At 70.6% G+C, this 16936-nt stretch carries 13 protein-coding genes; 5 read left to right on the top strand and 8 right to left on the bottom strand.

What is annotated here, in order from left to right; translation table 11 throughout:
* Positions 1-53: 53 nt before the first annotated feature.
* Positions 54-515, bottom strand: coding sequence for a universal stress protein (locus tag OV427_RS48070; RefSeq protein ID WP_267862992.1), 462 nt, complete (start codon positions 513-515; stop codon positions 54-56).
* A 185-nt stretch (positions 516-700) separates the two neighbouring features.
* Between OV427_RS48070 and OV427_RS48065 the strand changes: the two genes are divergently transcribed.
* Positions 701-1573 carry an SDR family NAD(P)-dependent oxidoreductase gene (locus OV427_RS48065; protein ID WP_267862991.1) on the top strand — a complete coding sequence of 291 codons (873 nt, stop codon included), beginning with the start codon at positions 701-703 and terminating at the stop codon, positions 1571-1573.
* A gap of 7 nt (positions 1574-1580) precedes the next feature.
* Here OV427_RS48065 and OV427_RS48060 read toward each other — a convergent pair whose 3' ends face one another.
* The 7 genes from OV427_RS48060 to truD all read right to left on the bottom strand — a co-directional run bounded on the left by OV427_RS48060 (position 1581) and on the right by truD (position 10058).
* Positions 1581-2375 (bottom strand): trypsin-like serine peptidase, encoded by a 795-nt coding sequence (locus OV427_RS48060; protein WP_267862990.1) that lies wholly within the window; start codon positions 2373-2375, stop codon positions 1581-1583.
* A 323-nt stretch (positions 2376-2698) separates the two neighbouring features.
* Positions 2699-4186, bottom strand: a complete 1488-nt coding sequence (locus tag OV427_RS48055) for an FAD-dependent oxidoreductase (protein WP_267862989.1) — start codon at positions 4184-4186, stop codon at positions 2699-2701.
* Entirely contained in the window at positions 4183-5529 is a 1347-nt protein-coding gene (locus tag OV427_RS48050; RefSeq protein WP_267862988.1) for a 2Fe-2S iron-sulfur cluster-binding protein, read from the bottom strand. Before OV427_RS48050 ends, OV427_RS48055 begins: the two co-directional genes overlap by 4 nt.
* Positions 5530-5762: 233 nt before the next feature.
* Positions 5763-7271, bottom strand: a complete 1509-nt coding sequence (locus OV427_RS48045; RefSeq protein WP_267862987.1) for a hypothetical protein — start codon at positions 7269-7271, stop codon at positions 5763-5765.
* A 7-nt stretch (positions 7272-7278) separates the two neighbouring features.
* The gene (locus tag OV427_RS48040) at positions 7279-7782 is read right to left on the bottom strand and encodes a hypothetical protein (protein WP_267862986.1); all 504 of its coding nucleotides are present in this window, start codon (positions 7780-7782) and stop codon (positions 7279-7281) included.
* A complete protein-coding gene (locus OV427_RS48035) occupies positions 7779-8354 on the bottom strand; it encodes an RNA polymerase sigma factor (protein ID WP_267863592.1) in 576 nt (191 codons plus the stop codon). Before OV427_RS48035 ends, OV427_RS48040 begins: the two co-directional genes overlap by 4 nt.
* Before the next feature lie 111 nt (positions 8355-8465).
* Complete coding sequence (gene truD, locus OV427_RS48030; protein WP_267862985.1) at positions 8466-10058, bottom strand: tRNA pseudouridine(13) synthase TruD; 1593 nt, start codon at positions 10056-10058, stop codon at positions 8466-8468.
* Between the two features lie 69 nt (positions 10059-10127).
* Here truD and OV427_RS48025 point away from each other — a divergent pair, with 69 nt between their 5' ends.
* From OV427_RS48025 to OV427_RS48010, 4 genes are all read left to right on the top strand, one after another.
* The gene (locus tag OV427_RS48025; RefSeq protein ID WP_267862984.1) at positions 10128-11054 is read left to right on the top strand and encodes a hypothetical protein; all 927 of its coding nucleotides are present in this window, start codon (positions 10128-10130) and stop codon (positions 11052-11054) included.
* A 132-nt stretch (positions 11055-11186) separates the two neighbouring features.
* Complete coding sequence (locus OV427_RS48020) at positions 11187-12848, top strand: adenylate/guanylate cyclase domain-containing protein (protein WP_267862983.1); 1662 nt, start codon at positions 11187-11189, stop codon at positions 12846-12848.
* The gene (locus tag OV427_RS48015; RefSeq protein ID WP_420718339.1) at positions 12845-15325 is read left to right on the top strand and encodes a protein kinase domain-containing protein; all 2481 of its coding nucleotides are present in this window, start codon (positions 12845-12847) and stop codon (positions 15323-15325) included. Before OV427_RS48020 ends, OV427_RS48015 begins: the two co-directional genes overlap by 4 nt.
* 130 nt (positions 15326-15455) lie before the next feature.
* Positions 15456-16931, top strand: coding sequence for an ELWxxDGT repeat protein (locus tag OV427_RS48010; RefSeq protein ID WP_267862982.1), 1476 nt, complete (start codon positions 15456-15458; stop codon positions 16929-16931).
* The last annotated feature ends 5 nt before the right edge of the window (positions 16932-16936 follow it).

Raw genomic sequence — 16936 nt, 5'->3', positions numbered from 1 at the left:
ACGGCCCCGGAGGGGTTGCTGCCGGACAGGGGCGCTGGCCCGGCCGGCTGGCGCTACTTCTCCGGCGCGACGTGCAGCGACAGCACCGGGCAGTGCGCGCGAGCGACGACCTTCTGCGCCACGCTGCCCAGCAACAGTCGTGGCAGCCCACGCCGGCCATGCGTGCCCATGATGATGAGGTCGTACTTCCCCTGCTCGGCGAGGTCGAGGATGGTGGACGCGGCCTCGCCCACCAGCACCTTGTGCGTCAGCGGCACCGGCGGCTTCTCCAGCGCGTGGATGAGTGCCGTCAAATCCTTGGTGGCCGTCTCCACCGCCACCTGCTCCAGGGAGAGCGAGTTCCACCCGGGTGCGGCCACGAGCAGGTCAGGCGCCACGTACTGCGGCGGCTCCCAGGCGTGGACGACGTGCACGGCGGCGTTGAAGGGACGTGCGAGCTGCACGGCGTAGTCGATGACGGTGCGCGAGCCTTCGGACAGGTCCACGGGAACGAGGATGCGGGTGGGAGCAGGCATCGGGTCTTCTCCTTGCGGGGGTGCCCCCCGCTTGCTGACTTGGGGTCGGGTCACCCTCATTGGAAGAAGCATGCCGGCGCCTGCACGGCGGACCGGCGCGCGGGCGTGCAGGCTTTGCACGAGGGGAGGCATGCGGCGCAGACCGTGCGCAGCATGGGCAACTTAATGAAGCCGAGGACACCCCCATGCTTCCTCCTCCCATCGATCAAGGTACCGTCCTCATCATCGGCGCGACGGAAGGAATCGGCCGGGAGCTTTCCCGGCTGCTCTCCCGGCGGGTGCGCACCCTGGTGCTCGTGGACCGGCGCGCCGACCGCCTGGAGCCGCTGCGGGACGAACTGCTCGCGTCCAACCCCACGCTCGGCGTGCTGCTCCACTGCTGCGACGTGGCCCGGCCCCGCGAGGTGGACTCGCTGCTGGCCTGGCTGGAGGCGCACTTCATCCGGGTGGACGTGCTGGTGAACAACGCGGCGGTGGGCGACCGGGGCCTCTACTCCGACAAGGGCTGGGGCCACGTGGAGGAGGTGCTGAAGGCGAATGTGTGGGCGCCCGCGCTGCTGACGCACCGGTTGCTCGGGCCCATGCTCTCGCACGGGCGAGGGGGCGTCCTCAACATCGGCTCGGGCGCCGCGCAGCTCTTCCTGCCCGGCTCCGCCACCTTCGCCGCCACGCAGCGCTTCCTGGACGGCTTCACCGAGGCGCTGCGGCTGGAGGTGGAAGGCCAGGGCGTCACCGTCACCCGCGTGGCCCCCGGGCCTCTGTGGGACGAGCGCGCGCAGGCCGTCACGGGCGAGGCGGCGCCGTTCTTCAGCATCTCCCTGGCACGGTGCGCCCGCGAGGCGCTGGCCGGCTTCGAGCGGGGCGAGCCGCTGGTGTACCCGGGCTTCGGCCACCGGTGGGTGATGCGGCTGTTGCCGCTGCTGCCGCGCGGGCTCAAGCGGACCCTGGGGCGGCTGGCACTGCGGGGCCTGCGGCGCGAGTCGCTGCTGTCGCCACAGGCCCCCGGGTTGGGGCACGAACAACCGGTGCTGCTGGCCGGCGAGCCCTCGACGGCGTGAGACGAAACTAGAGGCCAATCTCCGCCAGGCGCGCCTTGACGCGCGTGGCCTTCACGCCGGTGTTGGCGGTGCCGCGGCCGGACGAGTTGCCGCCCAGGCCGATGTGGTGCAGGCCCACCACCTGGTGCGTGGAGGAGGAAATCACCGGCGAGCCCGAGGAGCCGCCCAGCGTGTCCGCGTCGTAGGACAGGTCCGTGGTGCTGTAGTTGGCGTTCTTCACCACGCCCGGCGAGGACTTCTTCGTCGGAGAGCAGCCGCTCGTCGTGTAGTAGTCGCAGTTCTGGTTGACGACGTAGATGCTGGCGTTGGTGGCGGCGTTGGTGCTGGAGACCGTCAGCCAGCCGTAGACGTCACCGGGGAGCTGGCCGTTGAGCGCGCTGCAGCGCACCGCGGTCATGTCGTCGGAAGACCACGTCTTGATGAAGGTGGCGCAGTCGTACCAGATGCGGCCGGTGGAGGCGACGCCGTCCTCGTAATTGAAGGACGCGCGCGCGCCCACGGCCCCCGACGCGCTGCCGATGCAGTGGTTGTTGGTGATGATGACGTCGCGCGACACCAGCCACGCGGTGCAGCGGGTGCCCGCGGCGGGGATGGACAGGTAGCCGACGGCCAGCGAGCGCGTGCGCTGCGTGCCCGACAGCGACGTGGCGCTCACCCAGTTCAGCGTGCCCACGATGACGTTGGACTCCTGCGACGCCAGCGGCTCATTGGCCTCTACATCCGGAACATCCGGCGGAGCTTCGGTACCGCAGGCAGACAGGGCACCCACCAGGAACAGCGCACGAACGCTCTTCGCGAACATCAGACCACCTCCTCGCGCGGGATTGCGCGGCGAGGGCCCAGGCACGCCCCGTGCCACAAGGCTTCTCCCCGAGAGCGCCCCCCGAAGTGGTGCGCGGCTGCTCCTGCAACTCAGTTGCGCGCGTAAAGGTGCTTCACGTCAGAGGCTCACACTCGCAATGATAATCGGGACTTGCTTGTTTTCCTGGAAGTGTAGTTTCCCTGGGCAGGCGTGGCCCCGGTGCTGTCGCCGGCCAGGACAGGCCCCGGAAAAGTACAGGGCCGCGGCCCGAGCCGTTGGGAGGCACGGGGCGCGGCCCGGAAGGGACAGCGGGGCAGGGGCCTTCAGCCGATGATCATGTCCTCGCGCTCGAGGGTGCCCTCGGAGAAGCGGCGCAGGCCGAAGCGGGTGAAGAGCTCATCGGACTCGCCGGTGGCCATCCACTTCGCCATCCGCTCGGCGACGGCGGGGGCCATCATGAAGCCGTGGCCCACGAAGCCGGACATCTGGAGCAGGTTGTCCAGGCCCGGCGTGCGGCCCAGCACCGGGTTGTTGTCCGGCGTCACGTCGTAGCAGCCTGCCCACTGGCGCAGCACCTTCACGTGGCCCACCTGCGGCAGTTGCTCCATCAGGGCCTGGGCGAAGCGCGTCACGAAGCGCAGCGTGCTGCCCATGTTGAGGCCCGCGGGCTCCAGCGGGTCGCCCATGCCGCCGACAATCTCTCCGCGCATGGACTGGCTGAAGTACAGGCCCGTGTCGAGCACGGAGACGAGCGGCCCGAGGAAGGGCTTGAGGGGCTCGGTGCTGAGGATTTCGTGGCGGTGCGGCACGTTGGGGAGCTGCACGTCCACCAGCTTCGCGATCTCCGGGCTCCACGCGCCCGCGGCCAGCACCACGGTGTCGCAGGCGATGTCGCCGCGCGTGGTCTTCACCTTGCGCACCTGTCCGTTGCTCGTCTCGAAGCCGGTGACGTCCGTGTACGTCTCCACGCGGACGCCCTTCTTCTTGCAGCCCTGCGCGTAGCCCCAGAGGAAGGGCCAGGGGAAGATGACGCCGTCCTCCGGGTTGTAGGACGCCGTCAGGCAGTCCTTCATCGTGAGGCCGGGGACGATTTCGCGCGCCTCGTCCGCGCTGATGATGCGGGTGGGCACGCCGAACTTGTTGTGCAGCGCCGCGTTGCGGTCCAACCGCTCCGCCACCGGCTTCGTCTTCGCGAGGAAGATGTAGCCGCCCTGGCGCAGCCACACGTTGATGCCGAGGTCTCTCGCGAAGCTCTTCATCAGGTCGATGGAGCGCTTGGCCAGCTCGACGAGCGCCGGGGTGCCCCACTGCATGCGCACGCCGCCGCCGTTGCGGCCGGACGCGCCCGCGCAGAGGTAGCCACGCTCCAGCACCACCACGTCCGTCTCGCCCTCGCAGGCCAGGTTGTACGCCAGCGCGAGGCCCATGATGCCGCCGCCGATGATGACCACCTTCGCCTTCTCGGGCACCGGCCCTTCCGGCCGGAGCGAAGACGGGAAGGCGTCCACCTCCTGGGGCACGCCGCCCACGGGCGGCACGGACATGTCCACCGGAGCGGAGGCGAGCAGCCGCAGTTCGGTGGGGTAGAGCGGCGGGCGCGGGGTGAAGGGCACCACGGCCGCGGGCTTCAGGGCCTTCTCCTTCTCCAGCAGCGAGGCCACCGCGGCCAGGCAGCTCTTGCCCTGGCAGATGCCGGTGCCGAAGCCGGTGTAGCGCTTCACCGACTCCACGTCGCAGAAGCCGCGGGACACCGCGTGCTTGACGTCGTCGACGGTGACGTCCTCGCACGAACAGACCATCGCCTTGCTCATGACAGCCCTCCCACCAGCGCCTCGGCCGTGCGGCGGCCGGCGGCCTCCGCTTCCCTCGCGGTGCCGCCCCCGGTGAGGTCCCCGGCGGCGAACACGTCCGTTGCCTGCGTGCGCCCGTCCGCGTCCGCCTCCACCACGAAGAGGCCGAGGCCCGCGTCGAACGTCACCTTCGCGCCGCCCTGACGCGCCAGCTCGAAGCTGGGGCTGACGGGCACCGACACCAGCACGGCGTCACAGGACACCTTCTTCCTGCCGCCGCCCGCCTGCGTGTAGCTGAACGCGCTCACCCGTCGCAGCCCGTGCGCCTTCGGCTCCGAGCCCAGCACCGCCAGCGGGTGGGCGTCCTTCGGCAGCGGGCCCTTCAGGTCCACCACCGCCGTCACCCTCACGCCGCGCTCCTGCAGCAGCTTCACCAGCGCGTGCAGCTCCGGGCCCCAGCCCACCAGTGCCGCCATCTCCGGCGCCATGTCATAGCGGCGCAGGAGCAGGCTGGCCGCGCGGCCCGCGTACACACCGGGCAGATCGTTGTTCTCGAAGGGCACCATCGGCGGGTGGCCGCCCGGCGCGAGCAGGAAGCGCTCCGCGTAGACCTTCAACAGCCGCGGGCCCTCCGGCTCCAGCGCGCCCACCGCGAGGTAGCGCCCGGCCTCGTCGTCATACAGGCCCAGCACCGTCGCGCGGGTGAGGATGCTCCCCTTGGGGAACGTGGCGGCGTCCTGCACCTCGGGCCCGTCCTGCTCCGGCACGCCGTGGGCCAGGCGTCCGCCCAGGTGGTCATCCCGCTCGAAGAGGAGGAAGGGCACGCCCTTGTCGGCGAGCACCCGCGCCGCGCCGAGTCCCGCCGCGCCGCCGCCCACCACCGCCACGCGCGTGCGCAGCGTGCGGGCCGGAGGGGTGACGGGGCCTTCTTCCTTCGGCAGCAGGCCGAGCCCCGCGAGCTGCCGCGCCACCTTGGCCATCACCTGCTCGGCCACCGGCACGCCAGCGAACATCTCGTGGTGGTCCAGGCCCTTGGGGAAGAACCAGTCGATGGTCTCGAAGACGTCCACCTTCGCGGAGGGATACGCGTTCTGCCGCTCCAGCCGCATGCCGTCCCGCGCGGGCGTGCGGCACGTGTAGACATTGGGCATGCCGTCCACCCGCATCAGGCAGTGGGAGCAGGCGGCGGCGAAGCAGTACGGGCTCCGGGGCCGGTGGTACTTGATGGAACGGGCGAGGACGGGCTCGTCCGCGGCGACGAGGGAGCACGCCACCGGCTCACCTTCGATGGCGGGGATGCTCTCGCCATCGAGGTCCACGGTGATGGCCCTACCGCGCGGGGGTGCGTCTGGGAGGCGTCGCATGGGGCGCCCAAAATGGCGCACCGCGCCCGGGGGGTCAAAGCCTCTCAGTGCATGACGCACCATGGCCATGCGCGTCAGCCGACAGTGCCGGTGATGGGACGCGCGAGCTTCTCTTGGGGCGTTCGCGAGGCGAGGGCCCTGAAAACACCTCGGGGACCGTCACGGGCCGTGTGGGCCTCGCGAGCAGTCCCCGAAGAAGTGAGCGGCCGGGCAGGCTGCCCGGCACGGCCCCGTTACACGGGCTGCTCGGTGGAGTTGATGAGGGGCTCGGGCATGCCGCGCGGGCGGTTGTTGCCGAACCGGGTGCGGATGACCGCGCCCAGCGCCATCAGGACGATGAGGAGGGAGACGATGACGCCCAGCACGGGGATTGCGCCCACCACCATCAGCACCAGCAGCCCCAGGGCCAGCACCACCGCCTGCGTCTTGCGGCCGCGCAGCAGCGGCAGGTGCGTGCCCAGCTCGCTCGCCACCGCCGCGTAGCCCAGCGCCGCCGCGAGGGGAGCCGCCATCCAGAGCACCAGCGCCGCGGGGATGCCGATGATGGTGATGCACAGCACCACCGTCAGGGGAACCATGGCCAGCAGGCCGAGGAAGCCGGTGAGCCCCGTCTGCACGGGCTTGCGGCGGACCTCGTCACCGAGCTGCTTCATGCGTGCCGGGAAGAACATCTGCCCCAGGAAGCCCAGACCGAAGAGCACCGCGAAGGTGAGGATGAAGCCGGCCAGCCCGCCACCGTCGTTGTCCTCGTCGCCGTCGTCGGCGTCGTGGTCATGGTGGCCCTCGTGGCGGGCCTCGCGCATCCCGTTCTTGATTTCACCGGCCACCAGGCGGCCGATGCCGGCGCCGCCGAAGGTCTCCACGCTGCCCTCCACCTCGGCGCCATCCGCGCGCTCCACGGTGCCGCCGAAGGAGGACACGTCGCCGTCCACGCGAGCGTCCGGCCCGAGGATGACGTTGCCGCCGAAGGCGTGCGCGTCTCCCTCCACGTGGCCATGAATCTCCAGGTTGCCGCCGAAGGCCACGGCGTCATCCTCCACGTGGCCCTTCACCACCAGGTTGCCGCCGTACACCACCGCGCTCTCGACGTCCTGCCCCTCCTTCACCTCGAGGGACTGGCCCCGCGCCACCACGTCGCGGCCGCCCCGGCGGTTGCGTCGCAGCTGCTCGCGCGTCTTGTGCATCTCCTCGCGAGCCCGGTCCATCTGCTCGCGCGTTTCCTCCCGCGCCGCCTGCGCCGCCGCCTGCGCCTCCTCCTGTGCGTCCTGCATCTCCTCCGCATCCTCCTCGGAGGGAATGGGTGGCACCGGCGGCGTCGGGGCCGCGGGCGCGGCGGCGGCCTGAGGGGCCTCGGGAGCCGCCGGAGCCTCGGCGGGGGCGCTGTCACTCGAGGCGGCCGCGTCCTTCTCCTTCGCCGTCATGGGACGCAGGGTGAAGATGGAGCCGTCCTGCTCCAGGCGCAGCGAGTAGGCGCGGGCCACGGTGCGCAGGGCCTGGTTCGCGGTGACGCCGCGCAGGTGCACCTCGGCGGGCGTGTCCAGGTCGCCGGTGACGACGAGGTTGAGGCCGCCCTTGTCGGCGATGGTCTTCAGCGCGTCGCGCAGGCTGCCGCGGAAGCTGACGTCGATGGTGCGGTCGGCCGGCGCGCTGACGGCCTGGGGGGCGGTGGCGGTCTCCGCGCCGAGCGCGAGGGGAGCGCCGAGGAGCAGAGCAGGAAGAAGGATTCGAGGGGAGATCTTCATGGTTCGCTCAGGCTTCGGAGGGGGTGGGAACGTTGCCCGCGAGTCGCTTCAGGCCCAACAGGGACGTCAGGAGGAGGAGGGCGAGGGTGGTGGCCACCGCGAGCCCCGCGGTGGACCACAGCGCGTGGGCCCCGCTGAGGATGCCCTCGGCGAAGGGCCGTCCCTCCACCACGATGGAGGCGATGCCGGTGCCGAGGCGGCCGAGCGCCTGGTCGTTCATCAGGAGGTAGCCCAGCCCCCCCAGCAGCGAGGTGAGCAGGATGGCGACGCCGGACCAGACCTCGCGCCGCTGGGGGATGGGCTCGGCGGCCACCCGGGCCATGACGCTCGCCACCAGCGTGGGTGGCGGGAGCGGATCCGCCAGCCGGTACAGGTCGCTCTCCATCAGCCGGTGCTCTTCGAGGACGGCGCTGCACGCCTCGCACTCGGCCGCATGGTCCAGGGCGGCGCCTTCGCCTTCCTCCAGCTCCGCGAAGAGGACTTCCAGGTCCGGGCACAGGTGCGGAGTCATCGGGCAGCCTCCTCGGGGGCGGGGGTCATCTTCTTGCGGAGCTTCTCGCGGGCACGGAACAGGCGGGCCATGATGGTGCCGGGAGCGCACCCCATGACCTGGGCGATCTCCTTCGTCGTGCGCTTCTGGACGTAGTAGAGCGCGAGCACTTCCCGGTCCTCGGCGGACAGGGTGGCCATGGCCTCCTCGAGCGACTGACGCTCCTCGGTGGCGATGGCGCGGTCCTCCTGCGACACGTCGCCGCTGGGGAGCACCTCCTTCATGGGCTCCAGCTCCTCCGTCTTCACCTTGGTGCGGCGGCGGAGCAGGTCCAGGCAGAGGTTGCGCGTAATCGCGAGCACCCAGAGGTCGAACGGGCGCGAGTCGTCGTAGCGGTGCAGGTTCTGGTAGGCGCGCAGCAGGGCCTCCTGCGCCACCTCCGCGGCCTCGGCCTCGCGCTGCAACAGCCGCAGCGCCAGGCCGTACACCGGGCGCTGCACGCTGCGGACGAGGGACTCGAAAGCGGACGGGTCACCACGGCGGGCGGCCTGCACGTCCGCCTTCCAGGGAAGCGGGGGAGCCTCCTCAGCCATCAGCATCCCGATGGCATGGGCGAGCGACCCGGGCACGTCGTCGAGGGCAAGAGCGTTCACGCCTTGGTCTACGGCGTGCCCGTCCGCCCATTGCGTCCGGCTGTGACATCTCTATTTCTTCCGTGATTTCGGGCCCTTGGCCGCTTGCTTGGCGGCCGTTTCGGCTCGGGCCACCTCGCGAGCGGCCTTTCGCTGCCGCTGGTGCTCGCGGAAGCCCACGGGCACCGGGGCCTCCTTCGGCTGCTCGGCCGCCTGCTTCTGGGTGGCCAGGTCGCGGTGGCGGGACGGCCCTTCCGTGGCGCGCGGCTCGCGGCCTTCAGTCCCCCGGCGACGGGAGTCCGACGGGCCCCGGGCCTCGCGGTCCGTGGACGCGCGGCCACGCGGGGCCGGGCGCTCGTCACGTCCGGCGGGCGTGCGCGCTCGGCCACGAGGCGCCGAGCCCCGCTCCTCGCGCTCGCCGTCACTCGCGGCCTGCTCCATCTCCACGAAGCGCGGGCGTTGGGAGGCGCGGATGACCTCCGGGGTGTCCTCGGTGTACTCGAAGTGGAAGAGGCGCTTGATGACGAGGGTGGCGTACGCGCCCGGCGGCAGGGTGAAGGCGACGTTGACCTTCACCTCCCCGCGGTTGATGTCGTCGGCCTGCGTGCGGCCGACGACGAGCTTGTGCGGGAAGACGAGCAGCGGCCGCTCCTCGTGCTTGAAGTAGAGCCGGCGCGGCTCCTCCTCGATGCGCAGGTCCGAGAGCTTGAGCTTCTCCTTGCCCAGCACCCAGGTGACGGCCTCCTCCACCTTCGGGTCGCTGAAGGTGGAGTCGGGGGCGAGCAGGGGGAAGGTGGCCTCGCGCAGGGTGCGCATCACCTCCGCGCTGGCGTCGCGGTGGAACAGCACCGTGCCGGCCTGGTAGCGCATCGGGAAGAGCTGCTCGCGCGGCAGCAGCAGCTGGAGGTAGCGCCGCACGCCCTCGTTCCAGAGGTAGCTCTGGTACGTGAAGAGCAGCATCGCCCGGTAGTCCGAGTCGATCTGCATGAAGGCGCGCACGAAGTCCTTCGGATGGTCGCGCAGGGACTTGAGGATGCGGTGGTACTTGCGCGTGCCCTCGTAGGGGACGCGCGCGTCCCAGCGGCCCCAGTTGTCACGCCAGAAGGCCTTCACCTTGGCGTCCTCGGTGCGGTCCAGTTCCGAGGGGGCGGCGAGGAAGTTGTGCAGGGCCGCCTCGAAGTCGCCGCGGATGAGGTCCTTGGCGATGAAGCCCTGGCCATGCTTCAGCGAGCCGAAGCGCTGGCTGTCGAAGTAGTTCACCACGCCCAGGCGGTTGACCTCGGCGGTGGCGACGTTGAGGGGCCCCAGCGACGCCGGGCTCAGCGAGCGCACGGTGACGGAGAAGCGGTTGGAGGTGATGTTGGCGGAGGACAGGGGCTTGTCCGTGCGGCCCAGGTACTTCAGGCGCAGGTCGGGCTCCTGCATGTCCACGTCGGCGCCGTCCACGGCGATGATCTGCTCGGTGCGGCCCTGCTTGTCCTTGAGGCCGCAGTAGCTGATGGCGCCGGGCTTGAGGCCGAAGGCGTCCCGCAGTCGGGTCACCGCGTCGAACGTGGACAGCTTCTGCTTGTCCATGAGGTAGACGCGGTGGCGTCCCGTCTCGACTTCGTCGAAACGGTAGGACTCCTTGACGGAGAAGTCTTCGGGCTTCTGTTTGATTCTCACGGGCCCCCCTTAGCAGCGTGGGCCCGCTTATTGAAGCGCGAGCGCCAGGAAGGGTTAACGTCGGACGCCATGAGGCTTCTTCCCGTCCCGCTGCTCGCCCTGGCGCTCGCCCTGGCCCCCGGCTGTGCCACCACGCTTTCCACCATGCAGACCGCCCGGACGCTGGCGCCCGGGCAGGTGCAGGTTTCGGGGGGCATGGGCGTCTTCCTCCCCGTGGGCAACCTCATCCGGGTGGTGGACACCGGCAAGGACCAGGGCCGGGAGGCCCGGGACGCGGTGGACGAGGGCCGGCCGTACGAGCTCACCGAGGAGGCCCAGCAGAAGCTCCTCACGGCGGGGGTTGCGCTGATGGTGGCCCCGCCGGGCGCCAACCCGGAACTGATGGTGCGGGTGGGCGTGGTGGACCGGGTGGACGTGGGGCTGCGCTACAGCGGCATCTCCCTGCGGGCGGACGCCAAGGTGCTGCTGTTCCACGGCGGGGACTCGGAAGGGGGGCGGATGGCGCCGAGCCAGCGTTCCTACGACGTGGCCCTGGGGGTGGGCGCGGCCCGACACTTCTTCTCCAGCCCGGTGTTGGACGTGCTGGAGGTGGTGCAGATGGGCGACTTCAGCCGCTATGACGTGGAGGTCCCCCTGTACGTCAGCGCGGACTTCGGTGACATCTTCAAGCTCTATGGTGCGCCCAAGTACGTCTACAGCCACACCCGGCTGGACGCCCGGCTGGTGGACTACTCCGAGCAGGGCAAGCCGGTGTCGGGCTTCGACGCGTCGCTTCCGGCCACGGTGGGCAGCCACTTCGTGGGCAGCACGGTGGGCATGGCCCTGGGCTACCGGTACGTCTACCTCTTCGCCGAGCTGACGGGCGGCTATGTCAGCTGCAAGCCGAACCTCTTTGGCGCGGAGCGGCAACTGGGTGGCGTCACCTTCTACCCGGCCTTCGGCCTGGCCGTCAGGACGGGGGGGCCGGACCGGGAGCGGGTGGGGCATGGGCGCTGAGAGGCCGTCGAGGGGGCCGGATGCTGACCGGCCGTGCAGTCCTCCGGCTGTCGGGTGGAACGAGGGGACGGCGTCGAGCGTTCCCCGTATTCGGGTGGCTCTGGTACTGTCCGCCCCGGTGAGGATTCGCGCGTGACCCAGGCCCCCGCCCCATTCGCTCCGAAACCCGGGCAGATCCGCGGCCCCCGCCTGACGGGACGCTTCGCGGACGGCAGCCTGGGTGAGTTCCCCTTGGGACCGTTGACGTCCCTGGGCCGGCATCCGTCCAACACGCTCCGGCTGGTGGACCGCGAGGTCTCCAAGGAACACGCCATCATCGAGCGTGTCGGCAAGGACTTCGTCCTCAAGGACCTGGGCTCGTCCAACGGCACCTTCGTCAACGGCCGGCGGGTGAAGGAGTTGAAGCTGCGGGACGGGGACGAGGTGGCCCTGGGCTCCTCGCGGCTCATCTTCCACAGCGGCGAGCCGGCGGTGAACCACAGCGCGCCCACCGCGCCCGGGGTGACGGTGGTGGCGCAGTCGGTGTCCATGCCGGCCTTCCTGGCGCAGATGGACCAGGTGCCGCAGAACTTTCGTCCCGTGGAGATGGTGACGGACATCGAGGCGTTGAAGCGCGACTACGAGAAGCTGCGCATCGCCCACGAGTTCCACCGGCAGGTGAGCCTCCAGGGCAACCAGACGGGCCTGTTCGAGCAGATCCTCAAGGTGGCCTTCCAGCTGCTGGCGGCGGACCACGGCGTCATCCTCAAGGTGGCGGACGACGGCCAGTTCATCCCCGCGGCGGTGCACCACCGCACGGGCAAGGCCGTCAACGTCATGCTGTCCGACACCGTGCTCAAGCGCGTGGTGGAGACGCGCAAGGCGGTGCTGACGGCGGACGCCATCATCGACGAGCGCTTCTCCGCGGCGGAGAGCATCGTCGCGCAGGGCATCCGCTCCGCCATGGCGGTGCCGCTGATGGTGAACGACAAGATCCAGGCGGTGCTCTTCCTGGACAGCCGGCAGCAGATCAACGCCTTCTCGGAGAAGGACCTCACCATCCTTTCCGGCATCGCCGCGCAGGCGGGCATCGCGCTGGAGAACTCGGTGCTGGCCGAGCAGATCCGCAACGAGGCGGTGACTCGCGCGGAATTGAGCCGCTTCCTGTCCAAGGCGGTGGCGGACGCGGTGATTGCCGGCGAGGCCGAGGACCTGGCGCAGAGCCGGTTGGCCGAGGTGAGCTGCCTGTTCGCGGACATCCGCGGCTTCACGACGATTTCGGAGAACGAGTCGCCGCAGGAAGTCGTGAACATGCTCAACGGCTTCTTCACCGCGATGGCGGACGTGGTGTTCCGCTACGAGGGGAACCTGGACAAGTTCATTGGCGACTGCGTCATGGCCGTGTGGGGCCCGCCGCTGTCGCACCCTGACGACGCGGCGCGAGCGCTGCGCGCGGCGCTGGAGATGCAGGACGCGGTGGAAGCGCTGAACCGGGCGCGCGTGGCCGAGGGCAAGAAGCCGATTGAAGTGGGCATCGGCGTCAACACCGGCCAGGCGGTTGTCGGCTACATGGGCAGCGCCGAGCGGCACGAGTTCACCGCCATTGGTGACACGGTGAATACGGCGTCGCGCCTGTGCGGCATGGCCAAGAGCGGTGAGGTGCTCGCCTCCGAGTCCACGGTGCGCAAGGCGGGCCATGGCTTCGACGTGGAGGGCCTGCCGGCGATGCAGGTGAAGGGGAAGGAGAAGGCCGTCCCGACCTACCGCGTCCATGGCGTGGAATACACCACCGCTGCTTCCCCGCGCCGCGCATGATGACGACGCAGGCCTGTCCCAACTGCGGGACGCAACACGACATCCGGGTATACGTCAGCGGTCAGAAGGTGACCTGCCGCTGCGGCATCCGGTTCGAGGTGCGTCGCGCTGACTCCGCTGGAGCAGGGGCTCTGCGCAACACGGTGGTGCCGGGCGGCAGCGGCGTCTTCGAGCGGCAGTCGCGCGTCGGCCCTGCCGTGACGGTGGTGCCGGGCTCGGGTGCCCAGTCCTCGAGCATGGCGGCGAACGGGGCTCCGCGCCCGGCGGAGAACATCACCTTCGTCCCCGGTGGCGAGCCGGTGGGTGTCGCCGTGCCGGCCTCGATGGTGGCCTTGCGGCAGGTGACGCCCGCGTCGGGTGTCGCTGCTCCGGCGTTGGTGGTGGCCTCGCGGCAGGCGCCGCCCGCGTCGGGTGTCGCCTCGCAGGCCCCGTCGGACGCTGCCTCGCGTGAGGCGATGACTCCTGCCCCGCCCGTGGCGGAGTCCGGTGTCGCGAGGGCGGAGCCCCCCGGCCAGACGCCGCTGCCTCCGAGCGCGCTACCGCTTCCGGGCGTGGCCGCGCCCGCGGACGCGGAGCGTGGGGTGGCGCTGCCCTCCGACGTCGCGGGTGGGGACGCGCCCGTGGATGCGACGGTGGTGCGTTCATCGGTGAAGACGGGGATGGGTACCGAGCACTCGGATGTGAGCGTGCACGACGTGAGCACGTTCCTGACGGGCAAGAAGGTGGAGCTGCCGGGCTTCGAGCTGCTGGAGGTGCTGGGCCGGGGCGGCATGGGCGAGGTGTGGCTCGCACGGCAGCAGTCGCTGGGGCGCACGGTGGCGGTGAAGCTCCTGCCGCCACGGCTGGCGAAGGACCCGGAGTTCGTCACCCGGTTCGAGAAGGAGGCCACGGCGCTGGCCGCCCTCAACCACCCGCACATCATCCAGATCATCGACCGGGGCGTGGCGGGCGAGCACTACTTCTTCGTCATGGAGTACGTGGAGGGCCGCTCACTGCGCGAGGCGATGGCGGCGGGCCTCACGCCGGAGCGGGCGCTGAAGATCCTCCTGTCGGTGGCACGCGCCATCGAGTGCGCGCACGACAAGGGCATCATCCACCGCGACCTGAAGCCGGAGAACATCCTCCTGGACGGGCGCGGCCACGCGAAGGTGGCGGACTTCGGGCTGGCCGGCATCCAGGGGCCGAACACGCGCCTGCAGCTCACCGCGACGGCGGTGGCCATGGGCACGCTGAACTACATGGCTCCGGAGCAGCGGCGCGACGCGAAGAACGTGGACGGGCGCGCGGACCTCTTCTCGCTCGGTGTCATGCTCTACGAGGTGCTCACCGGCGAGCTGCCGCTGGGTCGCTTCAAGCTGCCGTCCACCAAGGTGCCGGGGTTGGACCCGCGCGTCGACGTGGTGGTGGAACGGCTGCTGGAGACAGAGCCGGAGGCCCGCTACGCGACGGCGGGCGAGCTGTGCGCGGCGATGGAGGCGATGATCTCCAACTCGTCCGCGCCGGGGATGTCCGAGGGCGAGGTGGAGGGGCGCGTGGTGCCGGCGGTCGCGCGTTCCAGGAGCCACCTGTCGCGCCGGGTGAAGATGGGCTGGAGGCGGGTGCGGGCGGGCCTGTCGGTGGTGGGCGGGCTGGCGCTGCTGGGCTTCGCGGTGCGCGAGTTCGTGGGGCCGATGAGCCTGCACCTGGGCAAGGACGACCGGGTCGTCATCGGCACCAACGGCGTGCAGGTGGCGGCTGGTGAGAAGCACTGGCCTCCGAACACCTACGGTGAGGTCTTCGCCTCGGTGAACCTGGTGGACGCGGCGAAGCCCGGCGGGCCGTTGCGCTTCGAGGTGGGCTTCGACAAGGGTGAAGAGGAGATCAACGTCCACAGCGGCCAGTGGAGGCTGGTGGACGGGCAGCTCCAGGCCATCCAGGGCGGCAAGGAGTCGGATGGGCAGCGGCTGGTGCCTCGCGCGTACGTGGCGCACCGCTACTTCTCCATCAACGACTTCCGGGCCGAGGTGCTGATGAACGTGAAGCCCCTCGGGAAGCAGTACCCCGAGGAGCCGGAGGCCCAGCACTACGGCGAGCTGGCGTTCCGCATCAAGGACCTGCAGGTGTCGGCCTTCGCCATCCCCGGGGCGGGGATGCGGCTGGCGTGGCGCTACTTCACGGACGACGGCCAGGAGGTGGTGGGCAACAGCGCGCTGGACACGGAAAACCTCGTCGAGGACGAGATGCCGCTGCCCGCGCACGGCCCCTACCTGGTCCGCCTGCAGATGCAGCGCATGAAGAACGGCGGCGTCCTGGTGGAGGCGTTCCTGAACAACGACCGCTTCGCGCGCAAGCTCCTGCCCGAGCTGGAGGACCGCGTGGGCAAGGTGGCGCTCGGGTGTCGCAACCTGGAGTGCTCCTTCGATGACTTGAAGGTGAAGGGCGTGCTGGAGGCGCGGCCGAAGCGCAAGGTCGCCCAGGGCGCCGGCGGCGCGGAGTAGGGCTCCCTCCGGACAGGGGGCAGTGTCCTGCGTCACTCCCCCGGGGCCACCCCGGGGAGGATGGGCTGTCACAAACGGGCTCCCAGATTCCCCATCCATCGCGGCACCCGCCGCGTGAGGAGGGGAAGACATGAAATGGCCCTGGTCGTTGTGGCTCGCGGTGGCACTCGTTCCCGCCGCATCCCTGGCGGAGAGTGGCCCTGGCATCGAAGCCGGGGCGGAGAGCAGGCCCCATCCCAGGCCGGATGCGCCGCCGGCCTTCCTGCTGCGGGACATCCGCCCCGGGCTGGAGGGCTCGGGCCCGACGCTCTTCGCGGAGTCGAGCGGCACGTTCCTCTTCATGGCCTTCAACGACTCGCTCGGCTACGAGCCCTGGGTGAGTGACGGAATGCCCGCGGGGACGGAGCTGCTGAAGGACGTCAATCCCGGCCCGGCGAGCGCGTTCTCCGGCGAGGACGCGGACTTCAACTCGGCGGTGGTGGGCGGCGACTTCTACTTCCCCGTCACGGATGGCGTGTCCGGCGTGGAGCTGTGGACGAGCGACGGGACGCGGGCGCGCACCCACCTCGTCGAGGACATCAACCCCGGCTCCGCGAGCTCCAAGCCTTCGTTCCTCCTGAACCTGGGGAGCGGCACGCTCTTGTTCCGCGCGGATGACGGCGTCCTGGGCTGGGAGCCGTGGACGAGCGACGGGACGGAGGACGACACCGAGCTGCTGAAGGACATCTTCCCCGGGTTCCAGGGGTCGGGCGGGCCCTTCATGCCCGTGCGCATCGGGGGGCGGGCTTACTTCAACGCGAACGACGGCACCCATGGGGGCGAGCCGTGGGTGACGGATGGGACGCCCCGGGGCACCCGGTTGCTGGCGGACGTGAATCCGGGCGAGGAGGGCTCCACTTCCTTCGGCTTCACCCCCGTGCGGGGGCGCATCGTCTTCCAGGCGGACGATGGAACGCACGGCACCGAGCTGTGGGGCACGGACGGAACGGAGCGTGGGACGCAGCTCCTCATGGACATCCGCCCGGGTACCTTCGGTTCGTTCCCCGCGGGCTTCGTCGCCGCTGGCAGCCGGGTCTTCTTCTCCGCGGAAGATGACGAGCACGGCCGGGAGCTGTGGGTGACGGATGGAACGGCAGGTGGCACGCGGCTCGTGCGCGACATCCTGTCGGGAGCAGGGAGCGGCTTCTCCGGGGGCAACCTCGTCGCGTTCGGCCGCACGGTGTTCTTCGCGGCCGACGACGGCGCACACGGCTCGGAGCTGTGGCGCAGCGACGGGACGGAGCGGGGCACCACGCTGGTGCGGGACATGAACCCGGGGCTGGCGAGCGGCTTCCCCTTTGCTCCGGAGCTCTTCGCCACGGGCGAGCGGCTCCTGTTCGGCGCGGATGACGGGACGACGGGCGTGGAGCTGTGGCGGAGTGACGGCACGGAGGAGGGCACGGTGTTGCTGCAGGACGTCCGCTCCGGGCCGGAGAGCTCCTTTCCGCGCGCCTTCATCCAGAGCGGAGGTCGCATCGTCTTCGTCGCGGACGATGGCACGCACGGCGACGAGCCGTGGGGCCTGCCGCGCTCGGCGCTCTCCAACCTGCCTGCACCTTCGAGGTGACGCTC

It is taken from the genome of Pyxidicoccus sp. MSG2, from assembly GCF_026626705.1.
Classification (GTDB): Bacteria; Myxococcota; Myxococcia; order Myxococcales; family Myxococcaceae; genus Myxococcus.
Note: the sequence above shows the minus strand (reverse complement) of the source record. Positions and strands in the feature narration are given on the sequence as shown.